The 21,838-nt window shown below is 39.4% G+C and carries 19 protein-coding genes; 15 read left to right on the top strand and 4 right to left on the bottom strand.

The genetic code is table 11. From position 1 onward, the window contains the following. Positions 1-194 precede the first annotated feature (194 nt). The 3 genes from FJX03_05265 to FJX03_05255 all read left to right on the top strand — a co-directional run bounded on the left by FJX03_05265 (position 195) and on the right by FJX03_05255 (position 2,374). A complete protein-coding gene (locus FJX03_05265; GenBank protein MBM3633094.1) occupies positions 195-1,211 on the top strand; it encodes an aminoglycoside phosphotransferase family protein in 1,017 nt (338 codons plus the stop codon). Positions 1,212-1,721: 510 nt separating this feature from the next. After that, positions 1,722-2,054, top strand: a complete 333-nt coding sequence (locus tag FJX03_05260; protein MBM3633093.1) for a type II toxin-antitoxin system RelE/ParE family toxin — start codon at positions 1,722-1,724, stop codon at positions 2,052-2,054. Beyond that, positions 2,051-2,374, top strand: a complete 324-nt coding sequence (locus tag FJX03_05255; protein MBM3633092.1) for a putative addiction module antidote protein — start codon at positions 2,051-2,053, stop codon at positions 2,372-2,374. The genes FJX03_05260 and FJX03_05255 overlap by 4 nt, the downstream gene beginning before the upstream one ends. Positions 2,375-2,647: 273 nt before the next feature. Here FJX03_05255 and FJX03_05250 read toward each other — a convergent pair whose 3' ends face one another. Together FJX03_05250 and FJX03_05245 are read right to left on the bottom strand one after the other, a co-directional pair. Further along, complete coding sequence (locus tag FJX03_05250; protein MBM3633091.1) at positions 2,648-3,241, bottom strand: hypothetical protein; 594 nt, start codon at positions 3,239-3,241, stop codon at positions 2,648-2,650. Positions 3,242-3,794: 553 nt separating this feature from the next. Next, entirely contained in the window at positions 3,795-5,336 is a 1,542-nt protein-coding gene (locus tag FJX03_05245; GenBank protein ID MBM3633090.1) for a hypothetical protein, read from the bottom strand. 201 nt (positions 5,337-5,537) lie between these two features. Here FJX03_05245 and FJX03_05240 point away from each other — a divergent pair, with 201 nt between their 5' ends. After that, entirely contained in the window at positions 5,538-7,547 is a 2,010-nt protein-coding gene (locus FJX03_05240; GenBank protein ID MBM3633089.1) for a hypothetical protein, read from the top strand. Between the two features lie 186 nt (positions 7,548-7,733). On the opposite strand, the gene FJX03_05235 is transcribed toward FJX03_05240, so the two are convergent. Next, positions 7,734-9,107 (bottom strand): hypothetical protein, encoded by a 1,374-nt coding sequence (locus FJX03_05235; GenBank protein MBM3633088.1) that lies wholly within the window; start codon positions 9,105-9,107, stop codon positions 7,734-7,736. 258 nt (positions 9,108-9,365) lie between these two features. Here FJX03_05235 and FJX03_05230 point away from each other — a divergent pair, with 258 nt between their 5' ends. The 5 genes from FJX03_05230 to fabF all read left to right on the top strand — a co-directional run bounded on the left by FJX03_05230 (position 9,366) and on the right by fabF (position 13,767). Then, a complete protein-coding gene (locus FJX03_05230) occupies positions 9,366-10,349 on the top strand; it encodes an NAD-dependent epimerase/dehydratase family protein (protein ID MBM3633087.1) in 984 nt (327 codons plus the stop codon). Positions 10,350-10,380: 31 nt separating this feature from the next. Further along, positions 10,381-11,322 carry an ACP S-malonyltransferase gene (gene fabD, locus FJX03_05225; GenBank protein MBM3633086.1) on the top strand — a complete coding sequence of 314 codons (942 nt, stop codon included), beginning with the start codon at positions 10,381-10,383 and terminating at the stop codon, positions 11,320-11,322. Positions 11,323-11,350: 28 nt separating this feature from the next. Then, positions 11,351-12,103, top strand: a complete 753-nt coding sequence (fabG, locus tag FJX03_05220) for a 3-oxoacyl-[acyl-carrier-protein] reductase (GenBank protein ID MBM3633085.1) — start codon at positions 11,351-11,353, stop codon at positions 12,101-12,103. 120 nt (positions 12,104-12,223) lie between these two features. After that, positions 12,224-12,460 carry an acyl carrier protein gene (locus FJX03_05215; GenBank protein ID MBM3633084.1) on the top strand — a complete coding sequence of 79 codons (237 nt, stop codon included), beginning with the start codon at positions 12,224-12,226 and terminating at the stop codon, positions 12,458-12,460. 44 nt (positions 12,461-12,504) lie between these two features. Continuing rightward, complete coding sequence (fabF, locus tag FJX03_05210) at positions 12,505-13,767, top strand: beta-ketoacyl-ACP synthase II (protein MBM3633083.1); 1,263 nt, start codon at positions 12,505-12,507, stop codon at positions 13,765-13,767. A gap of 32 nt (positions 13,768-13,799) precedes the next feature. On the opposite strand, the gene FJX03_05205 is transcribed toward fabF, so the two are convergent. Beyond that, positions 13,800-14,882 carry a hypothetical protein gene (locus FJX03_05205; GenBank protein MBM3633082.1) on the bottom strand — a complete coding sequence of 361 codons (1,083 nt, stop codon included), beginning with the start codon at positions 14,880-14,882 and terminating at the stop codon, positions 13,800-13,802. Positions 14,883-15,369: 487 nt separating this feature from the next. Between FJX03_05205 and FJX03_05200 the strand changes: the two genes are divergently transcribed. The 6 genes from FJX03_05200 (at position 15,370) to FJX03_05175 (ending at position 21,693) form a co-directional block, all read left to right on the top strand. Beyond that, entirely contained in the window at positions 15,370-16,218 is an 849-nt protein-coding gene (locus tag FJX03_05200) for an EAL domain-containing protein (protein MBM3633081.1), read from the top strand. A 214-nt stretch (positions 16,219-16,432) separates the two neighbouring features. Next, on the top strand, positions 16,433-17,992 hold the full coding sequence (locus FJX03_05195) for a 2,3-bisphosphoglycerate-independent phosphoglycerate mutase (protein MBM3633080.1): 1,560 nt from the start codon (positions 16,433-16,435) through the stop codon (positions 17,990-17,992). Further along, positions 17,979-18,962: a hypothetical protein gene (locus FJX03_05190; protein ID MBM3633079.1), complete on the top strand. Its 984-nt coding sequence runs from the start codon at positions 17,979-17,981 to the stop codon at positions 18,960-18,962. Before FJX03_05195 ends, FJX03_05190 begins: the two co-directional genes overlap by 14 nt. Beyond that, a complete protein-coding gene (locus tag FJX03_05185; GenBank protein MBM3633078.1) occupies positions 18,952-20,136 on the top strand; it encodes a S41 family peptidase in 1,185 nt (394 codons plus the stop codon). Before FJX03_05190 ends, FJX03_05185 begins: the two co-directional genes overlap by 11 nt. Further along, positions 20,112-21,218, top strand: a complete 1,107-nt coding sequence (locus FJX03_05180) for a divergent polysaccharide deacetylase family protein (protein MBM3633077.1) — start codon at positions 20,112-20,114, stop codon at positions 21,216-21,218. Before FJX03_05185 ends, FJX03_05180 begins: the two co-directional genes overlap by 25 nt. Further along, positions 21,184-21,693: an RNA pyrophosphohydrolase gene (locus FJX03_05175; GenBank protein ID MBM3633076.1), complete on the top strand. Its 510-nt coding sequence runs from the start codon at positions 21,184-21,186 to the stop codon at positions 21,691-21,693. Before FJX03_05180 ends, FJX03_05175 begins: the two co-directional genes overlap by 35 nt. Positions 21,694-21,838 lie beyond the last annotated feature (145 nt).

Genomic DNA, 21,838 nt, shown 5'->3' with positions numbered 1-21,838 from the left:
TATAGAGGAGCTTTATTGCGCAAGATTGCATATTTTAATATAAAAATCCTTGCACAATGTTGTTTAAAAATTGCGAAATCATGTTAGGCACAATACAATTGATGCTTGCTTATAGGAACCCGCATCTTGTAACAACCGTATTAAGTCTTTTATTAATTAAACAGGTTGATTATTTAAAGTAATCATGAGGAAAGATGCTCAACCCACCAGACATTAAAGATGAAGTCATTATTGAATGTTTAAAAAATGCTTATGGGTTAGATGTAACAACAATTTCTTTCCTTCCGCTTGGTGCTGATTTCAATACGGCTGTTTATCGCATTACAACAAGTAGCCAAACGGATTACTTTCTCAAATTACGACACGGACAATTTTATGAAGGTTCCGTGTTCGTACCAAAATACTTAGCCGATCTTGGCGTAAAACAAGTGATCGCACCGCTTTCTAGCAATACAGGTGAACTTTGGGCAAATCTAGCATCATTTATAGCCATTCTTTATCCCTATGTGGAGGGATCTAATGGCGTGGAAGTAAATCTTTCAGATCAACAGTGGATTGAATTTGGTACCTTCATGAAAAAGTTTCATAGCATTGATTTTCCTCCAAACATAACAAACGGTATACCTCAAGAAACGTTCTCGTCAAAATATCGAGAAACAGTTAAAGCATTTCTTTTACACATTGAAAATAATGTTTTTGACGAGTCAATTGCCAAGAAAATGGCATTATTCCTAAAATCTAAAAAAAGTGAAATACTTAAACTTGTGGAGAACGCTGAAAATTTTGCCATCACGCTTCAAAAATACCCTCTTGAAAAAATTTTATGCCATGCAGATATTCATGGGTGGAATATAATTATTGATAAAGAAACTGCCCTTTATATTGTTGATTGGGATACCCTTATCTTTGCCTCTAAAGAAAGAGATCTGATGTTTGTTGGTGCAGGTATTTGGAAGAGCGGTCGCCGACCTCGTGAAGAGGAATTACTCTTTTATAAAGGTTACGGACCCACAGAGGTAAATCAAGATGCGATTTGTTATTACCGCTTTGAGCGTATTATTGAAGATATCGGTGAATTCTGCAAATATATATTTCTGTCTAATAATGGGAGAGACGATCGAATGCAGGCCCTTGAATATTTGCAATCTAATTTTTTACCTGGCGGCACAATTGAGAGAGCCTATCAGTCCTTAATGAGAAAAATGCCCTGATTACCGATTCTTTGATTTTCCCTTTAGGGACCAATGCATATTCTTCTTTGCCTTAATTTCCTAATTCCCTAATGCAGAATTTTTTTCACAAACTCTTCAACATAATAAATTAAATTTTAGACCCATTATTTTTTTATCCTTCTGAGTTAATAGAATGCTTTAGCGTATAGATGGCCTTTTGTAATTTGGAGGTGACAAGTTGGTGACAATGAGTTTTTAGGATGGAAATTTATCAGCATAAAACTCAATGAGAGGTAAATTGTCCTTAAACGTTTCGCATACCCCCACACTTGGCTCTTTGCTATGGGCATAACAAATCTCAACTTGCTTTGGTGTATAAACTTTGAAAGTCCAGATTGTTTGCTTAAGCTAGAAGGTTGCTAGATATGGTGAGCCCTCAAGTGTTGTTTAGGAATATTACACCTGTATATAGGCCAATCTAACTCTTAGGGGTTGACTTTTTGTCGCCTACAACATACATTATATAGTATAAAGAAGGATAAAACATAAATGTCCTCACAAAAGACAGTTGAAATTTATTGCACTAGATTTGGAAAAGAGCCATACACGGTTTGGATTAAGTCTCTGAAAGAAGCTACAACAAAGGCACGAATTGAACAGAGGATAAGACGCATAGAGAACGGAAACTTTGGGGATCATAAATCAGTTGGTGAGGGTGTTTGGGAATTGAGGTTGGATTTTGGACCAGGTTATCGAGTGTACTATGGGCATGAGAATGATCGAATTGTTATTTTGCTTTGTGCGGGCACCAAAAATGCACAGCAACGAGACATTGCTCAAGCTCAGTCGTACTGGAAAGAATATAAAGGAGGCTTATCATGAGAAAGCTACGAAAATTTAAAGAGGCCCTTTTAGAAGATTTGAAAGATCCTCAATATGCTCAAACCTATTTATCAGTTGCTCTTGAAGAGTATGAAAAAGATAAAGACGTATCCGCATTTTTAATGGCTTTAAGAGATGTCGTTGAGGCTAAAGGAGGAATAACCAAGTTAGCCGAAAAGACTCATTTGAATAGACAAAGCCTCTACAAGTCATTATCAGCTGAAGGCGACCCCAAGCTAAATACAGTCGAAACTGTTCTTAACGGTCTTGGCTATCGACTCTCTGTTATTCCTTTGAATGAACAACGAACTCCAAACTAAAGCCCTATGAAATTTCGGCATTTCCTATGTGCTACAGCATTATTTTGCAACATTGTGCAACTTTGATATAAAATTCTTGCACAAGGTTGCATAATTGGAGCGCCAGGAACCATCACCTTATGGGACAAACTTCACTTTAGTGATCCAAAACTCTTTAGTGCTTCCCATTCTATCAAGGAATTCAGTTCGTCTACCTTCAGATTTAAAATATATGTTTTGAATAAGTTGTTCGGGAATAATTGGTAGCGAAAGTGGGGTGATAGTTTCGTTAGGCTACTTTCGCCTATCATATTCATCTTGAGATATTAAATCCTGAAATAAAAATCTATACTCTGTGTCGTCCACATACTCGATATACTTGCTAAATACTACAGCTCTCATAAAGGACCTGGCAGCTCTATCGCTCATACTCTTTATTTTATTTTCTAGAAGATGATGAAGAAAATTTTTGACATATCGATGTTCGAAAGCTCTGCTATCATAATTAAGCTTGCCTTCATCAACATAATTTATTTGTGATCTAATTTCCGAAGCACATAACTGGAGACAACAACCTTTATCTTTAGCATACAGCCTCCAATGATGACGATTTTTACAGCTAGTAGTTGTAGAAAATAAGTAAGACATAACAATAATGGGAATGACTGCACCTGCTACAGAATCTATAATCACTCTTAACCTTTCAACCGAATTATCACTATCTATAATATTTTTCATAATGATTGGAGCCAAATGCCGGCCCGGGAGAAAATCTAGGTTTTTCGGCAATTTTGCTTTTACAGAGCTGCACAATATTCTCTCCCCTAAAATTATTGATATCAAAGAGTCAATATCTGTAAAATGAAAAATGTTTTTGCGCTTGTACATATCTAATCACCCATCACATGCTTGTAAGGATAGCACTAATTTCTTACGATTCGATTGCTTCATATGGAAAGTTGCAATATGAAGTATAGTTTTGCAGGTGACAATTTGGTGACAATGGATTTTTGGGACTGTAATATGTAAGCACAAATAGCAATCTATTTATTTGTTTTTCACCGCATATTTAAAACACTCAACACCCTCTGCCCCCTTAATTCCTAATCTTGAGACCGTGAGTTCGAATCTCGCCGGGAACGCCACTGAAATCAAATTTTTTTTCTGAATTGACATACCTCTTATAAAACAAAGTGTGCAAATTCTTGGAAATTGAAGATATTTCAGTTACTCTTACCCAAATTGGGAGGGCAAGAGTAATATCAGCAAAATAACATAACTTTTAACCGATAATTTTCAAGATTTCTGGAATTAACAGCATCTTTGGATGACATCCTTCCATTAGCGCATTTGCCAAGGTTTCATATTGTTTCATGCCAAAGCTTGATAGGAACCTGGCTGATTAATCCTATGATTCAAGATTACATCTGGAAACAATATCTTAATGTGTCTCAAATCCCATGCCATAAAAGAATGTTTCATCGATGGCGACTTGCCCTTTCTCATATATATCCCCTAATTTTTTCAATGCTTCTTTAATACTTATTCCTGGAGGCATAGCTTGGCAAAAATCAGGTAAAAGACATCTCAATTGATCAAAATCAGGTAGTTTATCCGCACAATTTTCTTGACGAGCGATACAATCTAATGTTCTAAAATCAATTTTAAAACTAGGATGTTCAGCGCAAATAAATGCAATCATTTTAATAGTTTTTTCTATCTTCATATTCATAATCACTTTTATAAAAATAGAGTCATCAATAGAACATCGAAAAGGACCAGAACGTTTTTGTCTTTCTTGATAAATGACCTCAAATTCTTTAGGGTTTAAGCGGGGATCAGATTGGAGTCCACTTACAATTTGTATATTGATCTCATGTGTGTTTTTAGACAGGTCATCCATTAATGTGCCTAAAATATCTTTATCTTGAAAAATTGATTTACCATTTTTACGTATATCAACCTCCAGTTCCAAAAGGCCTAACCATTTATCAATTACAGGATCTCTCTCTTCAAGAAAAGTTTTGATTTCTTTTGAAAGGGTTTCAACCTCCTCTCCTAGTTTTTGCCTATAATACCTCAATAAAACAAGAGCACGTTCTATTTCTCTTGGCTCCAAAAGCTCGTCAAGAAAAGCGTCACTCATAAAGGCAACTCTAAAATTGTGATTAAGATATCCTAAGATTAAATCTACGATTCCATGGGGTGATTCTTCATGTATGCCCCAATGTCTGTTTCCTAGAATAGGTTTAAAAATTTCATGTGCTTTTTTTATTTGTGCTTCTTTTATTTCACTAGTAATTTCTATTTCCCAATCACTAAAAGTTCCTGGATTTACGGATTTCACAGTTATACCTAATTTATTTTTAATATGCTCCTCTGCAGCTTTTGCTCCTGTTGATTCCTTAGGGTAAGATATAATTGTTGCAAGAGTATTAAAGTTTTCTGCTTCTAACGATTCAGATTCTCCTTCTGGTACAAAAATAATCGCATCTTTAGATAATTTATGATTCCCTATAATGACAATGTCGTCGTGATATCCTCCGTACCATTTTGTCTCTAAGGCTTTAAATGTTTCAATGATGGCATACTTTCTTTTTAACATACCCCTATCGGCAGTTGCCTTTACTGAAACTGGTTTATTCCATGCAAAATGTAAGGACGATCTTTCAGGCATAGCTCGGTTAGGAGGAGGTATTCTTGTTCCTATTGCAGCTCCTGCAATCATTGTTCCTCCCTCAGGAAACTTGTTCGTGAGGTGCACACAAAGTGACTTCTTTCTTAACTCTACAAATTTATCAGAAGTTTTTTCCTCTTTTGCTCTTTTACTTATTTGTTCATGCCCTTCTTCAATTACAGAAGAATTCTCTTTTCTTTTTGGGAATCTTACACTTTCTGTTTTTTTATTAAAAAACTCAGTAGTATGAACTGAAGTTGAAGAGATTAACATTAATAAAACAAGAAATTTTTTAAAATAACCCATTGGAAACCTCCTTAATCATCAATATGACATTTAAATATGTGCAGCCACAAACTATTACACACAATTCCTTTACACTCACCTTCCGTAATTTCTACGTATGTAGTCTACTTACGACAAGTTTACCGACGAAAAATGCTCATATTTCTTTCATATTACAAATCTTGATAGCGCCCATTTTGCAAACCATGAAGGAGAAAGCTCATGTTTCTTAAACTTAAAAGATATTTTATCATTGAATTCTTAAGTGCATTTCTTATTTTAGGTCAAAGTTGGGCCACTGAAAGCACTTCGAAGAAAAGTAATGAAATTGACGGCATATCAGCTAAAACCACAACTGCAAATTCGAGGACTCTTCTTAACGACGATGAAAACTCTTTTGATATGGCAAAAATGGCAGCAGAAGATAAAAGATACCAAGACCATTGGCTGCAACAACAAACGGCTTTTGCAAACTATGATACCCCAACAGATGTTAACCAAGTCACGACGGCTTTGGGACATTTAGGAATTGACGAAAGACCCCTAGCCTTTGGCCAAAGATCCTATATTAAAAGCCCAACCGGCGAAACTCAATTTGCCAGCTACAAGCATCAGCCTGAGACTCTGCAGGTTAGAGATTATGGGTTGAGCCCCACACGCGTGAGTTATATTGCAACAGAGGGGCAGCGATATCGAGAAACTTTTACACCAACATTACGTAAGGGAAAAACTTTCAAAGGAAATCGTAAGCATCCTTTCCATGCTTTTTCTCTTACTCTAGGGGGTGAAAAAATTGATTTTGATGCGGGGCACGGAATTGATCAAGCCGATACAGTTGTGGCAAACGGCCGAAACTCAAGTACAGATCCGTTAAATTTTGTACCCCAAAATAGATTTTATAATCAAATGATCCGCAATCATATTGTCAATCATGAGACACGAAATCACTCCGAGGGGTCTTATCGGGAAATTAGTGTTTATGACGAATCCTCCCCTACCCAACACACTCTCTCAAATGGCCAAATATGTCAAATTCCCATTGGCTTTATTTTTGTTATCTTTCGCAATCATCAAGTCGCCCGGACCTTCTATTTTCCAAACCTAATTTCTTATGAGAAGTTAACGCAAGAACAAGGTATAGAGCCAGGCTATCGTAATTATATGAAATATTTTGAAATTTCACGTGAAGCTGTCGTGAATAATGCGGTTGAAGTCGGAGATACAGATCAACACTTACGTGCCGAAAATGACCATTCCTATAAAGGATATCGATCTCTTTCCGGTCGATATGATGTGGTTGACCATATTGGAATGCCAAATTCCGCGAAAGCCGCTTTACGTCGTCTTTTGGCGATCTATCATATGGAACAAGCCGCTCACCTGGAATTTCGCTGCGTAGAACAAAAAGCAGAACTGGTACGTATCTTCACCAGTAAAATGAAGTATTATGCATTGGATAAAGCCGATGAGGAAGAAGAGCAAGAAAGAGATAAAGCTTATTGGCAAGCTTTTAAAGATGAAGAAAAAAAGCTTATTGCAGAGCATCCGGAGGTCGGTGAAAAGTTTGATTTAGCAGAATATGCCATACGCGATAAATATTTTTTGCGAAGGTTAGATGGAAAAATACCGGCAGATGACCCTCGAGAAATGGCTTTAAAACGGGTTGACGAAGCCCATAAAAAGCGGGAGAAGGGTCAGGATCTTTATAACCCAGAACGAGCCAAATTATGGCTTTCTCGCACAGAAAAAGCTGTTCAAGATATGCCAAATGTTGAGGATATTATTCGCCTCTTAGAACTTTATGATATTCCTGAGGTGGAAAACCGAGATAAGAAAAGATCTCTTGAGGCTTTATTAGAAAGTCAAGGCCATGAGGCAAGCCTTGAAGAGCAAAAAATGGTGGGCGACTACTTTTTCCACCAACTCTCGAACACAAATCGAGAAGCGGAAATGAAATTAATTCAAGAAAAAGTTGATGCCTGGAAAGCGATTATTGAAATGAGAATTGATGAAAGCAGATCTGTGTCAGAAATCAGAAGAGCTGCGGATTGGTATCACGCTGGCAGCGGCATACTGGGTGAAAATATCACGAAGGCCCGTAAGTTTTATAAACTCCTGCTACCTCATGCTAAAAAATATGAACAACGCCGCCTAAATTCTTGTTTAGATCAATTAGACACAATCGAAGGCTATCGGAAAACTCAGAAAAAAGATGGCTTAAAACAAGCTTGATAACAAAATAATAAAGTGCTTTGTGAAGATTGAGTCTGTCGAATGACAGACTCAAGTTTAGCACATCATCTGCATTGGTTATTAATTAAATGTACACGCAAAACAATGTTTGTATTAAATTTATAAAGCTTTGAACGGTGCCCATTTCAATGAGCTCTTTCTTGATTTAATAAATTTTAATAACGGTCACTTACGGATAAATTGCCTTAGGAAGGCCAACCTTGATTTTGGATTTTCTCCCCCTTCAAGAACAGTCGAATCTATCGCCGTTCTCTCAGGTGGAAAATTCATAGCCGCCTGAATAGCTGTCAGCATACTCGCAGCTTTTTCTGATGATAAACTAGCATCAAGATCGGATCGACTCATGTCAAAATTCCTTTGTAAGGTTTCCAAGGCGCTTAAAAATGTATAAGGCTCGCTAACCTTCAGCAATGCTTTATACTGTTCCCACAGCTTGTCTATAAAACCTTTATAAGTACCCGGATCGCTTAACACTTCTTGAAAGTCAATATTTGCTTGAATAGGGGTCGATTTCGTGGAACTTGTTTGGACATTTCGTTGTTCTGTCTTGAGGTCACGGCAGGTTGTCATGGCTTGTGCGATTTTCAAAAGATATCCAACTTCCTCCTTATTTTCTAATGGTTTTCCCGGGGGATAAGATTCTGCCGGATAACACATAATGACTTGGCCATCCTTTAATTTAAAACCAAAATGGGCTTTGTAATAGGAAGCCATTAAACTTGTCGTATCATGATAAGTTGTCCGAGATAGATTACAAGTTGCAAATACACCTTTTAATGTACTTCTAAAGTGATGCTCTCCCAAAAATGTTTGAGGAAGACCTGTATGAACAGAACGCATGAATAAGCAATTTTTCCCCACCTTCGGTATGAAAAGATCTGGAATTAATTTTGCCAGTATTTCCTGTCCAATCCCTTTCCCTTTATACTGGGACATTAGGTGGAATCTAACTTCAAGAAATCCAGCGTTTTCGCCCGGACTCGTTATAAATTGAGGAAAGGTAACAATCCCTATAGTGGTTAGATCAACAGGACTTCTTATACAATAATTCCCAAAATCTACATTTTCAGGATATTCTAAGGCCGGTCCAATATTTTCTACAAAATGTCGGGCTCCCGAGTGCGTGAGCCCTACAACCTCTTCCACACCTGTGGCTTTGGCATCCGCAAAGAGAAGGTTAAATACCATTGTATAATCACTTGTAGAAAGGACAGGGGCTAAAATAAACTTTTCTGTTTGAATTCTATAAAAAGCCGACATGACTTTTTCTTTTTTAGGTAATCCCTCAAGACTAGGCTCTGGTTGCTGAGGATCTACCGCACCCAATTCATCTCCGCTCCGCTTTTTTCTTTTGGTAATATTTTCCGCGGTATCTGCCCTTTTCAAAACATGAGAGGTGCTTACCCCCACATTTTGCCCATCATCACTAAGAACCACAGGGCGTTGGGCACTTCCCTCACCTGCCTTTTCCTCTTGGCTCGCGTAGGTCGGCACGCAGCAGATTAAAATCATTGCGAAAGTTAAATTTTGGAAGCGCATTATTTTTTATTCCTTATAAAACCATATTTCTTCATAAAATAAATGAAGCCGAATTATGAGGCAAGAGCCCTCAAAATACATCTCATCATCCAACTGACCTATTCATTTATCAGCATTAATTTCGTTTTAAATAAGTTATCGGCTTGAGTTCGTTACCTCAATACCTTATAGTTTTGCCATGATTGCGTAAATAAATAAAGCGAAACCACTGATGGTACAGGATTGTATTTTATTTTTTAAATTAGGACCCTATAGACCATGACGACACCTATTATGGTAACGGGGGCTGCAGGTTTTATTGGTTTTCACACGGCTTTGTCCCTATTGAAGCAGGGCAAAACAGTCATTGGAATCGATAATATGAATCCTTACTACGATGTCAAATTGAAAGAAGATCGGCTTAAGCTTTTACAAGCTTTTCCCACTTTTCGATTTCATGCAGTCGACATCAGTGACAAAAAGGCTATGGAAGAAATTTGGCAGGTGCATGCCCCTATTTTCCACGTCATCAATTTAGCTGCTCAAGCCGGTGTTCGATATTCTTTAATGGACCCATTTCCTTATATTACAAGCAATGTTATGGGATTTATGGTTATTTTAGAGCTATGCCGCCATCAACCTAATTTTCAACATTTGGTTTATGCCAGTACGTCTTCTGTTTATGGGACAAATAAGGATATGCCTTTTGAAGAGACCATGCGAACAGATTCACCAATGTCTTTATATGCTGCCACGAAACGCAGCAACGAACTTATGGCTCAATCCTACAGTCATCTCTACGATCTGCCCGTTTCAGGATTACGTTTTTTTACTGTATATGGACCTTGGGGTCGACCAGATATGTCTGCATTTAAGTTTATGAAGGCAATGTTAGCTGGGGAAGCTATTGATGTTTATAATCATGGAGAAATGGCCAGGGACTATACCTATATTGATGATATCGTAGATGGAATTTTAGGGGCGCTTAATTCTCCCACCAAAGTGAAGAAAGATGAGCTCCACCCGGTTTATAATTTGGGAAACAATCATAGCGAATCGCTTCTGCATTTTATCGAAATTTTGGAAGAATCTTTGCATATTAAAGCCATTAAAAACTTTCTTCCTTTGCAAGATGGCGATGTCCCCAAAACTGCTGCAAATATTACAAAAGCGATGAAAACCTTTGGCTATGCGCCGGCAACCCCCATTCATGTTGGCATACCACGTTTGGTCGCGTGGTACAAAGAATACAATGGAATATAATAACATTCGAGTATGGATATAGGATAACTAGATGACTCTCGCATTTACTTTCCCGGGACAAGGTTCACAATTTGTTGGTATGGGACGTGAGTTTGTTGAAACTTTCCCGACTGCAAGACATGTTTTTAATGAGGTTGATGAAGCCTTACAAGAAAAATTAAGTCATAAAATTTTGGACGGTCATCAAGATGACTTAACGCTAACGGAAAATGCTCAACCCGCCCTTATGGCCGTAAGCATGGCCATTGTAAGAGCGCTTGAAGCAGAATTAGGAAAACCTCTTCCTACCTTATGCACCTATATGGCTGGACATTCGTTAGGCGAATACACCGCACTTTGTGCAACGGGTGTCTTTTCTCTCTTTGACACAGCTCGACTCCTTCGTCTTAGAGGACGCGCTATGCAAGAAGCCGTTCCCGTAGGTGTTGGTGCTATGGCAGCAATTTTGGGTCTGGATGCCAACGATTGTGAATCTTTAGCCAATGATGCCGCTTTGGGAGAAATTTGCGTCATTGCTAACGATAATTCTCCGGGACAAATTGTTTTGAGCGGACATGCGGGCGCGATTGAACGCGCAATTGCCATGGCGCCCGAACGCGGCGCGAAAAGAGCCCTCCCTCTAGCCGTTAGTGCACCCTTTCATTGCGATCTCATGAAACCTGCTGCCGTTACGATGGCAACAGCCCTCAAAGATACTAATATGAATGAAGCCCATAAGTCCATTATGTCTAATGTTACAGCTATGCCTGTCAAAGAAGTCAGTCTCATCCGCACTCTGTTAATAGATCAAGTCACTGCACGCGTTCGCTGGCGAGAGATCGGATTAAATTTTGGCCCTTTAGGTGTCACAAATGTCATTGAAATAGGTGCCGGAAAAGTCTTAACAGGTCTTGTGAAACGAATTGACCCTGGTCTTAATGCTCTGGCTATTAATACGCCTGATGACATGAATGCTTTTTTAAAAACTCTTTGAAAACAATCAACAAAAGGATGAAATAAGAATGTTTAAATTGACTGATCAGACTGCTCTCGTAACTGGTGCTTCAGGATCAATTGGTGGTGCCATCGCGAAAGCTCTTTATTCCCAAGGGGCAACAGTAGCCATTTCCGGTACCCGTGAAGACGCTCTTAAAACTTTGGCAGAAGAGCTAAAAGCATCCGGGCAAAAAGGTCAGATCCACATCCTTCCCTGTAACTTGAGTGATTCAGAAGCTGTTGAAGCTTTATTTCCTAAGGCTGAGGAAATAATGGGTAAGGTTGACATTTTGGTAAACAATGCAGGCATTACCCGTGATGGGCTTTCCTTGCGGATGAAAGATGAAGATTGGGCCCAAGTATTAGATGTGAATCTCACATCATCATTCCGTTTATGTCGTGCTGCCATAAAATTCATGATGAAACGTCGAATGGGACGCATTATTAATATTGCGTCTATTGTTGGCGTTACGGGCAATGCGGGTCAAGCCAACTACGTAGCCTCCAAAGCCGGACTTATAGGTCTTTCAAAGTCCTTGGCCCAAGAGGTTGCCAGTCGAGGAATTACCGTAAATTGTATTGCACCTGGCTTTATTACGTCCCCCATGACGGCGGAATTACCAGATAGTGTAAAAGAAAAACACTTAAGCGCCATTCCTCAAGGTCGTATGGGTTTACCTGAAGAAATTGCGGCAGGAGCTGTTTATCTAGCAAGCCCAGAAGCTGCTTATGTTACAGGACAAACTTTACATATTAATGGCGGAATGTTTATGAATTGAGAGAGAAAGCTTGAATTATGTCAAAATTCAGGGTAATTAGAGACAAGATTGTTCTGAATCTCATTGAACGTTTGGAGCAACGAGTTATAGTTATGCATAAAATTTAGGAGAGAAGTTAAAATGACTGAAGTTGCAACACGCGTTAAAGAAATTATCATTAAGCACTTAGATGTTGATCAAAGCAAAGTTACCGAAAGTGCAAGCTTCATTGATGACTTGGGCGCTGACAGCCTTGATACAGTCGAACTTATTATGGAATTTGAAGAAGAATTTGGCTGCACAATTCCTGATGATGCAGCGGAAAAACTTCGCACTGTTAAGGATGCCATTTCCTACATTGAAGCGAACAACGCCTAGAGTTCGCTTTTATACCAATCCTTCATAAGAGGTAAATCAAAAGCATGACACGTCGCGTCGTTATAACTGGTATTGGAGTTGTATCTCCCCTAGCAGACGGAGCTGAACTAACCTGGAAAAAGCTGATTGAAGCTGAATCAGGTATACGTGGTATAACGTCTTTTGATGTTTCTGATCTTCCTGCTAAAATTGGGGGATCTGTGCCTTTGGGTGATGGATTAGGCTTATTTCAACCTGATAATTATATGTCTGCGAAGGAACAGCGTAAAGTTGATAAATTTATCCTATACGCTGTTGCAGCCGCTACACAAGCGGTGGAGGATTCGGGTTGGCTGCCTCAAGACGAAGAATCAAGAGAAAGAACTGGTGTCATGATTGGTTCTGGTATTGGGGGTTTACCTGAAATAGAGAGTACTTCTCATATTTTAAAAGATAGCGGCCCTCGTCGAATTAGTCCCTTCTTTATTCCGTCCTGCTTAATTAATTTAGCTTCCGGGCATGTTTCCATTAAATACGGGTTTAAAGGTCCCAATCACGCGGTTGTAACGGCCTGTGCTACGGGTGCACATGCTATTGGAGATGCTTCGCGAATGATTATGTTCGGTGATGCAGATGTAATGGTTGCGGGAGGCACAGAAGCTGCTGTCTGTCGCATCGGCATGGCGGGCTTTGCGGCTGCCCGGGCTTTGTCCACAGAATATAATGACACCCCTACTAAAGCATCTCGCCCCTGGGATGAGGGACGTGATGGATTTGTGATGGGTGAAGGATCTGGTATTGTTGTTTTAGAAGAATATGAGCATGCCAAAAAGCGTGGCGCCAAGATTTATGCGGAAATTATCGGCTACGGTATGTCTGGGGATGCCTACCATGTCACCGCTCCTGCGGAAGATGGTAATGGTGGATACCGCGCGATGCGGGCTGCTTTGAAAAATGCATCCATAAATCCAGAGCAAATTGACTATATCAATGCCCACGGCACGTCGACTCCGCTGGGAGATGCAGTTGAAATTGCAGCAGTCAAGCGCTTATTCGGCAACCAAACTCACTCATTTTCTATGTCTTCAACGAAATCTGCCATTGGCCATCTTTTGGGAGCGGCTGGGAGTATTGAAGCTATATTTTGTGCACTTGCGCTTCGTGACCAAGTTGCCCCTCCTACTCTTAACCTAGAAAGTCCTTCTGAAGGTTTTGAGAAATTAGATTTAGTCCCCCTTACGGCAAAGTCACGACCTATCAATATCGCCCTATCCAATTCTTTTGGTTTTGGCGGAACAAATGCCTCTCTAGTCTTAAAAAGAATTTAATCTTTTATCATTATGAAGCGTAGATGGATAAATTATCTTATTTGACGTGATTTATTAAGCGTCGTTTGAATGTGTGCTTTATATAAATCCATAAATACGGGTAAAGTTAGGTTTTCTACACTTTCGACTTCACTTCGGTAGCACATATAGATAAATCGAATCACTGAGAGTAATTGTGGTGAACAATTGACCCAGCCCAACCTATGTATCAGTCTTAAAGGCAGTGCTTTTTGGTTTATATATGTTAAAGCGCTCCGAAGCCTCAGGTATTGAATTAACGATATATTGTTCCAGAAGGTAGGCAGCCCGCCTTGGGGGGGTTCTAAAGAAATTTGCATTTGTTCAATTGTGAGGGGTATTCCTTGTCTTAGCAATGGCATAACCGTTTGCCCACTTTCTTTATCGGAAGAATAAAATAGAAAGTTAAAGGATTTTTGTAAAAAATTTTGGGGGCGTAATCTTATTGTGTATACTTCTCCCTGATTTGTTTGATACTTGCAAATAATAAGTTTTTGCGAAAAAACTACAATGCTTGCTGAATGAACACCAAGATATCGCGTACTATTTTGTAAAGAGAAATTTCTTAAATTTTCAGCCAGAAACCTAATATCATCAATTTCAGTTTTTGTTAAAGATCTGGGCTCTTGCATATGAAAAACATTTTCCATTCGGCTATATTCAAAAGCAATAAATGTTTGAACATCAAAACGGGCTTTAATCGGCGCACTTTTTTTGGACTCTTTTCTGAAATCACCCCAATTCGTTGACGAAGACACACTTGGCACAGACGGTACATTAGCCGTTGCGTTAACCAATAAAACAGGGGCGCCTTGCACGTTAAGATTTCTACGAGTTCCTTGTCTTTTTAATTGCTTTCTTCTATGAGTGCTGGAAGGGTTGTCACTCTGACCTCCTGCTATAGCCCCAGTATTATTCTGTGTGGGGGTTGCGGGTAGATTGGCAGAAATTCTAGGATTATAAATTAACCTTTGCGTTGGTTTTGGTAAACTGGTCAATTTATCAAAACGATTTGATGATATATCATCCGTCCCCTTAATGGGATGGATCACGAAACAAGATACGTAGAATAGGACTGAAAGGCAATTTTTTTTCATTTCAATTTCCTTAGATTTTGATTGCTATTTATTATAGCACTAGCAACTTAAAAGCCTCCTTTTCAAGAAGATTTTTTTAGAAAATTTTTGATATAGAAATTGAAATAAATTAAATTTGATAATTTTTAAAAAAGTGGTGATTTTTCTTTATAATTTAGCTCTTGCAATTTGAATAATTTATTGGTTATTATGAATTATCTCTAGAAATTGAGATAAATTTCACGAATTACTGGGTAAATAACTTGTAAATGCAATGTGGCACAACCACATAAAGAATATACCCAAGAAGAACCTAACAATATTTATTGCTTTTAGTTGAAAACTTGGATTCTGATTCTAAAAATTACTATTTAGATAAATTTATCTAAATTTAGGTCATTAAAACCAAGGAATTATGTCACTTCACGCAGAATCTTGATGTGCGCCATTACGCCGCAGTGGCTTTTATTACATTAGTGTTAGAATAGATAACATTAGGAGAAAATTTATGACAAATTTACATAAAAAAGCGAAAAACCTCCCCAAAGGTAGTCAAAGCCTGGCGAATGATTTGCGTGTAGCCTTAATGACGCAGCAGCTTCAAGTTGTTTTTCAACCAAAGGTCTGCGCGGACACCCAGCGAATTGTCGGCGCTGAAGTATTGCTTCGCTGGCTACACCCTATTGAAGGCCTCATCTCTGCGGAACGTTGGGTTTCTATAGCTGAAGCCCACAATTTGATGCGTCCCCTCACTGTTTGGCTTGTTGATACTGCCATATCTCATTTAAAGAGTGCTGGTGAAACAGCCTTGCCGCTTGCTATAAATGTTTCTCCAACCATTATGGATGGCGCGTTTGCTCTCCACATTCTCAAAGCTCTTAATGTTGCAAATGTTGCGCCTCACTTATTAGAAGTTGAAATTACGGAATCAGCCCCTGTGAACAATATTACGAATCTTGCGAATGCTGTTCGTTTAATACAATCAAAGGGTGTAAAAGTTTACCTTGATGATTTTGGTACAGGCTACTCTACCATGCAATATTTAGTCTCTGTGCCTGTCGATGGGGTTAAAATGGATAAAAGTTTTGTCCAACAGGCACCCTTAATTCCAGCGGCTCGCTTGATTCTGAAATCTCTTATCGACTTAGCCCATGAAATTGGTGTTACCGTTGTTTGCGAGGGTGTTGAAACTGTTGAGCAACTTGTGCTTGTCAAAAATTTAGGGGCACAAGTTATCCAAGGCTATTTAATTGGCAAACCAATGTCAGCAGAAGCCTATGCCGCACGGATCGATTCACCAACAACACCTATTTTCCTTGATCTTGATGTTGACTACTACAAATTGCATGCTTCTTAAATTTATAAATACCTTTTCTAGCTAGGTCATAACATATAAAGCGATTTAGCGAAAAAGAACGGTAAAGCATCTAACACGGGTGCAAATAGAAAATGGGAAGCATGTTAATGTGGCAAATATTTATCTCCTCACCCCTCAAATCCCCAGCTGACAAAAGAAGGAAAATCTGCAATAGTTCTTTTGAAAGAATATTCCTTTTAAGGAAAGTAGGTCAATGTCTCCCTCAGCTCGTGTTCCAACCATTTTGTGTATTTTGGATGGCTGGGGCATTGCACCTGTTTCCCAAATTAATGGGATTACTGCGGCTTATACACCCGCTTGGAACTATATACTCAACACTTACCCCCACGCCGAACTCCAAGCCTCTGAACTTTATGTAGGGTTACCTCCAGGGCAAATGGGAAATTCAGAAGTCGGCCATATGACGATCGGGGCCGGACGTGTGGTTCTACAAGATCTGCCCCGCATAGATCAAAGCCTTCAAAATGGAACTTTGGAATCTAACCCCCAATTTTTAGAATTTATCAGTCAACTTAAAAAAACTGGGGGAACTTGCCATCTTCTCGGATTGCTTTCACCAGGGGGAGTTCATTCTCATCAATCACACATAGAAAGTATTGTTCACCTATTATTCAAGCATAAAATTCCCGTCAATATCCATGCTATCCTCGATGGCAGAGACACACCCCCTCAAAGTGCCTATACATATCTCCAGGAATTTTTTGCCAAAACGAATCACACCCTCTCAACAATTGGCGGACGATATTATGCTATGGATCGAGATAAACGGTGGGACCGAATTGAGAAGGCTTATCGTTGCCTCACTTTTGGTGAAGGACCTCGTACACAAGATCCTCTGGCTTTACTCAAAGATCTTTACAATCAGGGGATCGGAGATGAATTTATACATCCCCACTGTGTTAATGATTATGCAGGCATAATGGACGGCGATGGTCTTTTTATGCTAAATTTTCGGGCTGATCGCGTTCGACAAATATTGAGCGCACTGCTTCTTCCCAATTTTAAAGATTTCGATAGAGGCACTCCTCCTCGTTTTAGCGCAACCCTTGCTATGGGGGACTATGCAGCGGAATTAACACCCTTTATCCCTGCCCTATTCCCTAAAGAACAAGCAACATCCCCCCTAGGGGCGGTTGTCGCCGCAGCTGGTCTTAATCAACTACGCATTGCGGAGACAGAAAAATACGCTCACGTTACTTTTTTCCTCAATGGTGGACGTGAAGAGGTCTTTCCTGGAGAAGACCGTGTTATGATTCCCTCACCTGACGTGGCTACATATGATTTAAAGCCAGAAATGTCGGCAAAAGAGGTCACAGATAAAGTTGTTGAAGCCATCACCACCAAATGTGCCGATCATCCTTATTCTTTAATTGTCATCAATTATGCCAATACGGATATGGTTGGCCACACCGGTATTCAAGAAGCAATTGTCAAAGCTGTGGAAACAATTGATCATTGTTTAAGTCGATTAGAAGTTGCTGCTAAAGATGCAGGGTATGCATTAATTATTACAGCAGACCATGGAAATGTTGAGCAAATGATCAATGAAACAACAGGTGAAGTACATACAGCCCATACCTGCAACCCTGTTCCCTTTGTACTTATAAATGGACCAAAGTCTATTACCCACGTTGCTAATGGACAACTCAGTGATATTGCCCCAACAATATTAACGCTTCTCGATTTACCCATCCCTGAAGATATGACCGGGAAATCATTGTTAAAAGAAAGAGCCGGACATGACGTGGCTTAAAATAACAGTATCGCTCATCTTGTGCATACACGGGGTTCTGGCACAACCGAATGGGAAGAAACTGTCACAAAAAGAAGCGGCTCAGAAATTGGTGACTATTGCTGCAACCATTCAAAATCACGAACTTCAACTGTCAGCGGTAGAATATGACTTGAACCGGGCTCGAGCAGAGGAAGGCGCAATTTTGGCGGAACTAGATCACCACAACCAACGCTTGATGGAAACGATTCACTATTTACGTCATGCTACACAATACACACCGCTTTTAGCTATGCTTTCCGCGCCAAAACCGGAAGATGTCATCCACAGCTCTATGCTACTAAGGTCGATCACACCTGAAATTCATCAACGCAATCAACAACTTTTGGAAAAGGTGCGTGCCCTATCAGACATTCGTAATACCTTAGAACGAAAGCAGAACCAGCTCCAAGATCTCACTTTTAATTATTATCAAGAGCGTGAAAGTTTAGATCTCCTATTAAATACAAAATCCCAAACTCCTCCCACACTTGATGAAAGTACAGTAGAACCTCCCAACGAGCTAACTTTGAGAAAACCAGTCGTTGGAAAACTCATTCCCTCATTTGGTAGCACAGATCCCGAATTGGCATCCTATAATGGGGGTGTGTTATTTGTTACTCGATCAGAAGCCCAAGTTATCTCTCCTGTGTCAGGCACAATTGTGTTTGCCGGAGATTATGCTAAAGGGCAAGGAAAAATGGTTAGTATCCAAACACCAAATTATCTTATTATTCTCTCAGGCCTTGAGACCTTAAATCGGAATTGCTCAGTTGGTCACAATGTCGTAGTTGGAGAGCCAATTGGCGTCATGCAAAAGATAAACTCAAAGAAAAACAAAACATCTGTTCAAAAACAACCCAGACTTTATTTAGAAGTATGGAACCAAGAGCAAACTATTGATCCACAATCTATCCTGCAAGAAGAGGGGAAAGACTCTCATGTTTCGTAAGGCAAACGTTATATTCATAACATTATTGCTGTTGAATGGTTGTGGAGACTCTTCAAAAAATTCTCGCTCAACTCCTGCTTTTTCAGAACCTCTTATCTCAAAAATTGTTGAAAAAGTTCGACAAGAATATGTTGAAAAGCCTGATGAAAAGAAGATGTTAGATGGTGCTCTCAACGGAATGCTCACAGCCTTAGATCCCTACTCCGGTTTTTATACTCCTGAGGCCTATAAAATTTACACCGCATCCCAAAAGGGTGAGTTTGGTGGGTTGGGTATGAGTATTATTCTCATTGATGGTGTCTTAAAGGTAATTGCTCCGTTAGATGATACACCGGCTCAAAAAGCAGGAATTAGGGCCGGAGATATGATCACGCAAATTGATGGAGTACCCATAGCGTCCATTCCGGTTGAAGATGTCTTGCAAAAGCTTCATGGCAAACCAGGAACATCTGTTTCTTTAAAAATTGCGCGCGGCTTCGCGACACCTTTTGTCATCAAAGTCACGCGAGATCTAATTATTGTTAATCCGATTAAATACCGTGTGGAGGGTAATGTTGGTTATATCCGAATCAGTACATTTAACGATCAGACAACCGAAAAACTTATCCAAGCCATAGAGTCTATCCAAAGGAGCTTAAATAAAAACCTTCGGGGTCTCGTCCTCGACTTAAGAAATAATCCAGGAGGCGGAGCGGAGCAGGCTGTATCTGTCTCCAGCTTATTTCTTAACTCCGGCATCATCGTTCAAATTAAGAGTCGAAATGCTGCCTATAATCAAATTTATAAGGCAAAAAGCAAAGATATGATAAAAGATATCCCCCTCGCTATTCTTATAAACCAAGGTTCGGCATCTGCTTCTGAGATTGTGGCCGCTGCTTTACGGGATAATCATAGAGCCGTCCTCATTGGGGAAAAGACTTTTGGAAAAGGATCTATTCAAGATCATTTTACTTTAGGAGATTACGGAACTATAAAGTTGACGATTGCCAGATTTTACACACCGAAGGGACAAGAAATTCAAGGTAAAGGCATTCAACCGGACATTACCCTTTCACCCGTCACCCCATCCGACCCTTTAAAAGAAATTGAAAAAAACACGGATAATGACGATAAACAACTTCAAAGAGCCATAGATCTGTTGCAAGGTTTATGGGTGGTAAAAATGCGCTTATGAAAAAAAAATCCTCCCCCCCCCACCCATCAGCAAAAACGAGACGCAAGTTTTTTCACTTTTCGTACCCATTCGTATTGATGCTTATTATTCTTGTGATCATCGCAAGTCATTATTTATTAGGAAAAAAAGAGGCAAAAAAAGAACAGACTGCCTCCCCCTCAATTCGCACATCAATCCCTAGCGAAGAAAAAGCCCCAAACACATTCACAGAAAAAGAAGACGAAGCAGAGGAGGAAAATGAGAATGGTGATGAAGAAAATACCAAAGACGAAGAAAGTCCATGGACTCTTTTAAAAACCGCCCTGCCCCCTCGATTTTCCCAGTCTCCTTCGAAAGATCGGCCTGCACGTGTTGCTATTATTCTCACGGGCTTAGGTCTTAATAAGGCTTGGACTGATAAAGTATTAGAATCTTTTAAAGGGAAAATATCTCTTGCCTATAGCCCTTATAGCCCTAAGCTTACTGAGCAGTTAGAACAAGCCACCCTTAAGGGATATCAACCAATGGTTGCTTTGCCTATGGAATCTAATTCTTATCCCACGATAGATACGGGACCTTATACGCTTTTGACTGCGGTGAATTCTGAAGAGAATATGAGGAAGCTAAAAAACATTCTTGAAAAAACTCCTCCAGGAACAGCCGTCATAGGAGAGTACGGGGGAAAATTCACAAAATCTACGACTGATCTGACGCCAATCTTGATTGAGCTTAAAAATCAGGGGCGGATATTTGTGGATCCGAATACAACTATTTATTCACAAGTACAAAGTACGTGTAAAGTTCTAAATACGCCTTGCTTTCAAGTCGATCTCACTCTTCCCCTAACCACAACAACAGCTGAAAGAGATGATTTTTTTAAAAAAATTATTCAAAATTCTCAAGAAAATGGTATCATTGTTATAAGTGTACCTGCCATTCCACTGTTTATAAGCTATTTACAAGAATGGGTGGGAATACTTGATAAAAGCGGTATAAATCTTGTGATGATTACTGAGCTCAAAAACCCAGAATATTCTTTGGTAAGCCCCAAAGATCAAGGTAAAATAGATGTCCAAAGACAGGATTCACATCAACCCGGATAATATAGAATACCGTAAAGGTGTGGGAATCATGATTTTAAATGATGATTCGAAGGTATGGGTTGGTCAACGTCAGGACTCAGTCAATCTTATTGGCCCAAATACCTGGCAAATGCCCCAAGGAGGTATTGATCATATAGAAACACCTTGGCAGGCTGCTTTAAGAGAAATGAAAGAAGAAATTGGAACCGTCAATGTGCGTCTCATTGCAGAGAGCCACGATTGGATTTCCTATGACTTTCCTGAAGAACTTTACTCTACATTATGGGGAGGATGTTTTTTTGGGCAAACTCAAAAATGGTTCTTGGTAAAATTTCTTGGTTCTGATTCTGAGATTAATATTGAAACCCGCCATCCTGAATTTATAGCCTGGCGGTGGGTAAACCCTCAAGATCTTCCAGAGATTATTGTGCCTTTCAAACGAGATCTCTACGTGAAGCTTTTAGAAGAGTTTAAAGAACATTTATCAACTGCTTAAAAATTATCGGGATGTAAAAAATTCTCTTAAATTTAAAGCGCTACAACACTTGACAAACAACCTCCATTTGCGCCAATGTCCCATTTAGAAGCAAGCTCGTTGAATTAATCAATTAAGAATAGGTAATTTCTGGTTGCTAATTTTA

This window comes from Alphaproteobacteria bacterium (genome assembly GCA_016870095.1).
Lineage (GTDB): Bacteria > Pseudomonadota > Alphaproteobacteria > Paracaedibacterales > VGCI01 > VGCI01.
The sequence above is the reverse complement of the archived record's forward strand: the minus strand, read 5'-3'. Positions and strand labels throughout refer to the sequence as shown.

Bases quoted from the DNA above. Each gene is read 5' to 3' on its own strand.
- FJX03_05255 (MBM3633092.1), top strand. From the start codon at position 2,051: ATGAGAAAGCTACGAAAATTTAAAGAGGCCCTTTTAGAAGATTTGAAA.
- FJX03_05195 (MBM3633080.1), top strand. From the start codon at position 16,433: ATGTCTCCCTCAGCTCGTGTTCCAACCATTTTGTGTATTTTGGATGGC.
- FJX03_05260 (MBM3633093.1), top strand. From the start codon at position 1,722: ATGTCCTCACAAAAGACAGTTGAAATTTATTGCACTAGATTTGGAAAA.
- FJX03_05265 (MBM3633094.1), top strand. From the start codon at position 195: ATGCTCAACCCACCAGACATTAAAGATGAAGTCATTATTGAATGTTTA.
- FJX03_05240 (MBM3633089.1), top strand. From the start codon at position 5,538: ATGTTTCTTAAACTTAAAAGATATTTTATCATTGAATTCTTAAGTGCA.
- fabG (MBM3633085.1), top strand. From the start codon at position 11,351: ATGTTTAAATTGACTGATCAGACTGCTCTCGTAACTGGTGCTTCAGGA.
- FJX03_05200 (MBM3633081.1), top strand. From the start codon at position 15,370: ATGACAAATTTACATAAAAAAGCGAAAAACCTCCCCAAAGGTAGTCAA.
- FJX03_05175 (MBM3633076.1), top strand. From the start codon at position 21,184: ATGTCCAAAGACAGGATTCACATCAACCCGGATAATATAGAATACCGT.
- fabF (MBM3633083.1), top strand. From the start codon at position 12,505: ATGACACGTCGCGTCGTTATAACTGGTATTGGAGTTGTATCTCCCCTA.
- FJX03_05245 (MBM3633090.1), bottom strand. From the start codon at position 5,336: ATGGGTTATTTTAAAAAATTTCTTGTTTTATTAATGTTAATCTCTTCA.
- FJX03_05185 (MBM3633078.1), top strand. From the start codon at position 18,952: ATGTTTCGTAAGGCAAACGTTATATTCATAACATTATTGCTGTTGAAT.
- fabD (MBM3633086.1), top strand. From the start codon at position 10,381: ATGACTCTCGCATTTACTTTCCCGGGACAAGGTTCACAATTTGTTGGT.
- FJX03_05230 (MBM3633087.1), top strand. From the start codon at position 9,366: ATGACGACACCTATTATGGTAACGGGGGCTGCAGGTTTTATTGGTTTT.
- FJX03_05250 (MBM3633091.1), bottom strand. From the start codon at position 3,241: ATGTACAAGCGCAAAAACATTTTTCATTTTACAGATATTGACTCTTTG.
- FJX03_05235 (MBM3633088.1), bottom strand. From the start codon at position 9,107: ATGCGCTTCCAAAATTTAACTTTCGCAATGATTTTAATCTGCTGCGTG.
- FJX03_05180 (MBM3633077.1), top strand. From the start codon at position 20,112: ATGGGTGGTAAAAATGCGCTTATGAAAAAAAAATCCTCCCCCCCCCAC.
- FJX03_05215 (MBM3633084.1), top strand. From the start codon at position 12,224: ATGACTGAAGTTGCAACACGCGTTAAAGAAATTATCATTAAGCACTTA.
- FJX03_05205 (MBM3633082.1), bottom strand. From the start codon at position 14,882: ATGAAAAAAAATTGCCTTTCAGTCCTATTCTACGTATCTTGTTTCGTG.
- FJX03_05190 (MBM3633079.1), top strand. From the start codon at position 17,979: ATGACGTGGCTTAAAATAACAGTATCGCTCATCTTGTGCATACACGGG.